General features: G+C 59.2%; 5 protein-coding genes. 1 reads left to right on the forward strand and 4 read right to left on the reverse strand.

The window, feature by feature from the left end; genetic code table 11:
- Positions 1 to 367, forward strand: a 367-nt coding sequence (locus LD28_RS23345; RefSeq protein ID WP_479321927.1) for a hypothetical protein, incomplete at its 5' end; no start/stop codon positions are given.
- 130 nt (positions 368 to 497) lie between these two features.
- Here the strand turns inward: LD28_RS23345 and sucD are convergent.
- The 4 genes from sucD to sucA form a co-directional block, all read right to left on the reverse strand.
- Positions 498 to 1,370: a succinate--CoA ligase subunit alpha gene (gene sucD / locus LD28_RS0108560; RefSeq protein ID WP_033136558.1), complete on the reverse strand. Its 873-nt coding sequence runs from the start codon at positions 1,368 to 1,370 to the stop codon at positions 498 to 500.
- Positions 1,370 to 2,536 carry an ADP-forming succinate--CoA ligase subunit beta gene (gene sucC, locus LD28_RS0108565; protein WP_033136559.1) on the reverse strand — a complete coding sequence of 389 codons (1,167 nt, stop codon included), beginning with the start codon at positions 2,534 to 2,536 and terminating at the stop codon, positions 1,370 to 1,372. The genes sucD and sucC overlap by 1 nt, the downstream gene beginning before the upstream one ends.
- Positions 2,537 to 2,652: 116 nt before the next feature.
- Positions 2,653 to 3,843 carry a 2-oxoglutarate dehydrogenase complex dihydrolipoyllysine-residue succinyltransferase gene (gene odhB, locus LD28_RS0108570; RefSeq protein WP_033136560.1) on the reverse strand — a complete coding sequence of 397 codons (1,191 nt, stop codon included), beginning with the start codon at positions 3,841 to 3,843 and terminating at the stop codon, positions 2,653 to 2,655.
- Positions 3,844 to 3,878: 35 nt separating this feature from the next.
- On the reverse strand, positions 3,879 to 5,528 hold a 1,650-nt coding region (sucA, locus tag LD28_RS0108575; RefSeq protein WP_033136561.1), incomplete at its 5' end, for a 2-oxoglutarate dehydrogenase E1 component.

Raw genomic sequence — 5,528 nt, forward strand, 5'->3', positions numbered from 1 at the left:
ATTAACGACATTGGCCTCTAATATTTTATATAAAGCACCTATCATTATACCTGTAATATGGCTGGCGTTGTTCTCTTCAAAAAGAAGAAGCGAGGCACTACGCTTACAACAAGAATATGCTCATAAAGAAGCTTTGGCTAAATCATTCCAAAACTTCAAAACACAGATTGAAGCATTAGGTGAGGAAACCCCTGTACTTATGAATAAACTTCTTGAGGCGGCAATAGATGCCGTATCAAAAAATGCATCAGAGACATTAGATAAGAAGCATGGGGATAAGACACCTGTTCATCAAACACTTGATGGAGCGCTTGACTCATTAGGAAAGATAAAGTCTTTATTAGAGTCTAAAAAACCTCAATCCTAGTTGGAATTGACTTGTAGGTTCGAATCGCAAAATACAAATGCATGATTACGGTAAGGAAGAACCTATCCATCACAATAAAAAAGCCGCTCATCGGGCGGCTTTTTCATTAGAGATAACGGGCTAACAGGAATTACCAGCCAGTCACTTCGCGCAGGGCCTTGCCGATATCGGCCAGGGAGCGGACGGTTTTCACACCAGCATCTTCCAGCGCGGCAAACTTCTCGGCGGCGGTACCCTTGCCACCGGAGATGATGGCGCCAGCGTGGCCCATCCGCTTGCCGGGAGGTGCGGTAACACCGGCGATATAGGAGACCACCGGCTTGGTGACATGGGCCTTGATATAGGCGGCCGCGTCTTCCTCGGCGTTGCCGCCGATCTCGCCGATCATCACGATCGCTTCGGTCTGCGGGTCGTTCTGGAACATCTCCAGAATGTCGATAAAGTTGGAGCCCGGGATGGGGTCGCCACCGATACCGACGCAGGTGGACTGGCCAAAGCCTTCGTCAGTGGTCTGCTTGACCGCTTCGTAGGTCAGGGTGCCGGAGCGGGAGACGATGCCCACCTTGCCCGGCTTGTGAATATGGCCCGGCATGATGCCGATCTTGCACTCACCCGGGGTGATCACACCCGGGCAGTTGGGGCCGATCATCCGCACGCCGGTCTCTTGCAGCTTCACTTTCACATCCAGCATATCCAGAGTCGGGATGCCTTCGGTGATGGTGACGATCAGCTTGATGCCCGCGTCGATCGCTTCCAGGATCGCGTCCTTGCAGAACGGTGCCGGAACATAGATGACGGAGGCAGTGGCGCCGGTCGCTTCAACCGCGTCACGAACGGTGTTGAACACCGGCAGGCCCAGATGGGTGGTGCCGCCCTTGCCCGGGGAGACGCCGCCCACCAGCTGGGTGCCGTAAGAGAGCGCCTGCTCGGAGTGGAAAGTACCCTGACCGCCGGTAAAGCCCTGACAGATGACTCGGGTTTCCTTGTTAATCAGTACGCTCATCAGTTGGCCTCCGCTGCTTTGACGACTTGCTGCGCGGCATCGGTCAGACTCTTGGCCGCAATGATGTTGAGGCCGCTCTCGGCCAGCTTGATACCACCCAACTCGGCATTGTTGCCTTCCAGACGCACGACCACGGGCACCTTGACCCCCACTTCCTTGACCGCACCGATGATGCCTTCCGCGATCATGTCGCAGCGCACGATGCCGCCGAAGATGTTGACCAGCACCGCTTTGACGTTGCTGTCGGAGAGGATGATCTTGAACGCCTCGGTCACCCGCTCCTTGGTGGCGCCACCGCCAACGTCGAGGAAGTTGGCTGGCTTGCCGCCGTGCAGGTTGACGATGTCCATGGTGCCCATGGCCAGACCCGCGCCGTTGACCATGCAGCCGATGTTGCCATCGAGGGCCACATAGTTCAGCTCCCACTGGGCAGCGTGCGCTTCGCGGGGGTCATCTTGTGACGGGTCGTGCATCTCGCGTAGCTTGGGCTGACGATAGAGGGCGTTGGCGTCGATGTTGATCTTGCCATCCAGGCAGTGCAGGTTGCCCTGCTTGGTGATCACCAGCGGGTTGATCTCCAGCAGTGCGAAGTCGCAGTCGAGGAACATCTTGCCCAGACCCATGAAGATCTTGGTGAACTGTTTGATCTGATCGCCGACCAGACCCAGTTTGAAGGCCAGTTCGCGGGCCTGATAAGTCTGCGGACCCACCAGCGGATCGATGGCCGCCTTGTGGATCAAATGGGGGGTTTCGTGGGCAATCTTCTCGATGTCCACGCCACCTTCGGTCGAGGCCATGAAGACCACGCGGCGTGAGCCACGGTCAACCACGGCGCCCAGGTAGAGCTCTTTGTCGATGTCGGTGCAAGATTCAACCAGGATCTTGGTGACCGGCTGGCCGTTGGCGTCGGTCTGGTAAGTCACCAGATTTTTGCCAAGCCAGTTCTGGGCGAAGGCACGGATCTCATCCTTGCTCTTGGCCACTTTCACGCCGCCCGCTTTACCGCGGCCACCGGCGTGCACCTGGCATTTGACGACCCAGATATTGCCGCCAATCTTGTCAGCCGCTTCGGCCGCTTCTTGTGGGGTAGCACAGGCATAACCTTCGGAGACCGGCAGGCCATACTCGGCAAACAGCTGTTTTGCCTGATATTCATGCAGATTCATAGATGCTCTATCCGTGTTGTAGGTATTTCCGTCCGGGGCTGGTGTTTCTCAATCCCCTGTGAATGGGGGCCTGGGCGGCCCCTCGTTATCTTTCGTTCGCTCGGGTATTACAGTGCTCAGACGTCCAGCAACAGACGAGTCGGGTCTTCCAGCAGCTCCTTGACGGAGACCAGGAAACCTACCGATTCGCGTCCGTCGATGAGACGGTGATCGTAGGAGAGTGCCAGGTACATCATCGGCAGGATCTCGACCTTGCCAGCGACCGCCATCGGGCGATCCTGGATCTTGTGCATCCCCAGAATGGCGCTCTGGGGCGGGTTGATGATCGGGGTGGACATCAGGGAGCCGAACACGCCACCGTTGGTGATGGTGAAGTTGCCGCCAGTCAGTTCATCCACGGTCAGTTTGCCGTCGCGGCCCTTGCCCGCCAGATCCTTGATGGCCTTCTCGATGTCCGCCAGGCTCATGTTATCGCAGTCGCGCAGCACCGGGGTCACCAGCCCGCGCGGGGTGGAGACGGCGATGCTGACATCGAAGTAGTTGTGGTAAACCACGTCATCACCATCGAGCGCCGCGTTCACTTCCGGATAGCGCTTGAGGGATTCGACTACCGCTTTGACGTAGAAGGACATGAAGCCGAGCTTGATGCCGTGCTTCTTCTCGAAGATCTCGCCGTACTGCTTGCGCAGATCCATGATGGGCTTCATGTTGACCTCGTTGAAGGTGGTCAGCATGGCGGTGGTGTTTTTCGCTTCCAGCAGACGCTCGGCAATGCGCTTGCGCAGACGGGTCATCGGCACCCGCTTGTCGCTGCGACCGCTGAGCGGCGCCACCTTGGCCGCCGGAGCGGCAGCGGCAGCCACGGGGGCAGCAGCAGGCTTGCTCAGGGCCTTGATGTAGGCTTCCACATCTTCCTTGGTGATGCGACCGCCCTTGCCGGTGCCGGTCAGCTTGGCCACGTCAATGTCGTGCTCGCCGATAAGACGACGCACGGAGGGGCTCAGGCCATCGGCGCCCTCATCGGCTACCGCTTCAGCCGGTTTCGCCTTGGTCTCTTCACCAGCCACCGGAGCGGCGGTGAGGATGGCAATCAGTTGACGGGACAACACGGTCGCCCCTTCCCCTTGCAGAATATCCCCCAGCACACCGGCTTGCGGGGCCGGTACTTCCAGCACCACCTTGTCGGTCTCGATGTCGACCAGCACTTCGTCACGGGCGACCAGATCGCCCGGTTTTTTGTGCCAGGTGGCGATAGTGGCATCGGCCACTGATTCCGGCAGATCCGGTACCTTGATTTCGATAGTCATCCAATCAGTTCCTTTTTACTTCTATGCCAGAGGCTTTACAGGGTAAGGGCATCTTCCACCAAGGCTTTCTGCTGCTTGGCGTGGACAGACATGTAACCGACGGCCGGTGAGGCTGACGCGGGGCGACCGGCATAACGCAGGGTGGCACCGACCGGCAGCACGCCATCGTAGTTGTGACGACTGCAGTACCAGGCGCCCTGGTTCTGCGGCTCTTCCTGACACCAGACAAAGTCGGTGACATGGCTGTAGTCGGCCAGAATGGCGCGCACTTCCTCTTCCGGGAAGGGGTAGAGCTGCTCAATTCGCACCAGTGCCACATCTTGCTGCTCGGCCTTGCGACGGGCATCGAGCAGGTCGTAGTAGACCTTGCCGGAGCAGAACACCACGCGCTTGACCGCTTTCGGATCCAGCGCATCGAGCTCGCCGATGGCGTTCTGGAAGGTACCGTCAGCCAGCTCGTCGAGCTTGCTCACCGCCAGCGGGTGGCGCAGCAGGGATTTGGGGGTCATCACGATGAGCGGACGGCGCATCGGGCGCACTACCTGACGACGCAGCATATGGAATACCTGCGCCGGGGTAGAGGGCACGCACACCTGCATGTTGTGCTGGGCGCACATCTGCAGATAACGCTCGAGACGGGCGGAGGAGTGCTCCGGCCCCTGCCCCTCGTAACCGTGCGGCAGCAGCATGGTCAGGCCGCACATCCGGCCCCACTTCTGCTCGCCGGAGGAGAGGAACTGATCCACCACTACCTGGGCGCAGTTGGCGAAATCGCCGAACTGGGCTTCCCAGATGGTGAGGCCAGCTGGCTCGGCGCTGGCGTAGCCATATTCAAAGGCCAGTACCGCGTTCTCGGTCAGCACCGAGTCGTAAATCTCGAACGGCCCCTGCTCGTCGTGCAGGTTGCACAGCGGGGTGTAGGTGCTGGCATCAGCCTGATTGTGCAGCACGGCGTGGCGATGGAAGAAGGTGCCACGGCCGGAGTCTTCACCGGTAAAGCGGATGCGGGAACCCTTGTCCACCAGAGTGGCGTAGGCCAGGGTCTCGGCAAAGCCCCAATCCAGCAGCTTCTCGCCCGCCGCCATCAGACGACGGTCTTCGTAAATCTTCTCGACCTGACGCTGCAGCACATGGGTCGCCGGATACTGGCTCACCCGCTCGCCGAGGGATTTGAGGTAATCCAGCGGCAAGGTGCTGTCATAGTTCATCGCCCAGTCGTGACCGAGGTACGGTGTCCAGTCGACGGAGTGCAGCTCCATCGGCCGCCACTCTTTGCTCACCCTCTCGCCGCGATCCAGAGTCTCGCGATACTCGTTGACCAGGGTGGTCGCCAGCTCCTGGCTGACGCATCCCTCGGCCACCAGCTGATCGGCGTAGATCTTGCGCGGGGTCGGGTGCTGTTTGATCTTCTGGTACATCAGCGGCTGGGTCGCACTCGGCTCGTCCGCTTCGTTGTGACCGTGACGACGGTAGCAGACCAGCTCGATCACCACGTCGCGTTTGAAGGTGTTGCGGTAATCCAGCGCAATCTGGGTCACCAGCACCACGGCTTGTGGATCATCCCCGTTGACGTGCAGCACCGGCGCCTGCACCGCCTTGGCGATGTCGGTGCAATATTCGGTGGAGCGCAGGTCACGGATATAGGAGGTGGTGAAACCGACCTGGTTGTTGATGACGATGCGCAC

Source organism: Aeromonas finlandensis, from assembly GCF_000764645.1.
Lineage (GTDB): Bacteria > Pseudomonadota > Gammaproteobacteria > Enterobacterales > Aeromonadaceae > Aeromonas > Aeromonas finlandensis.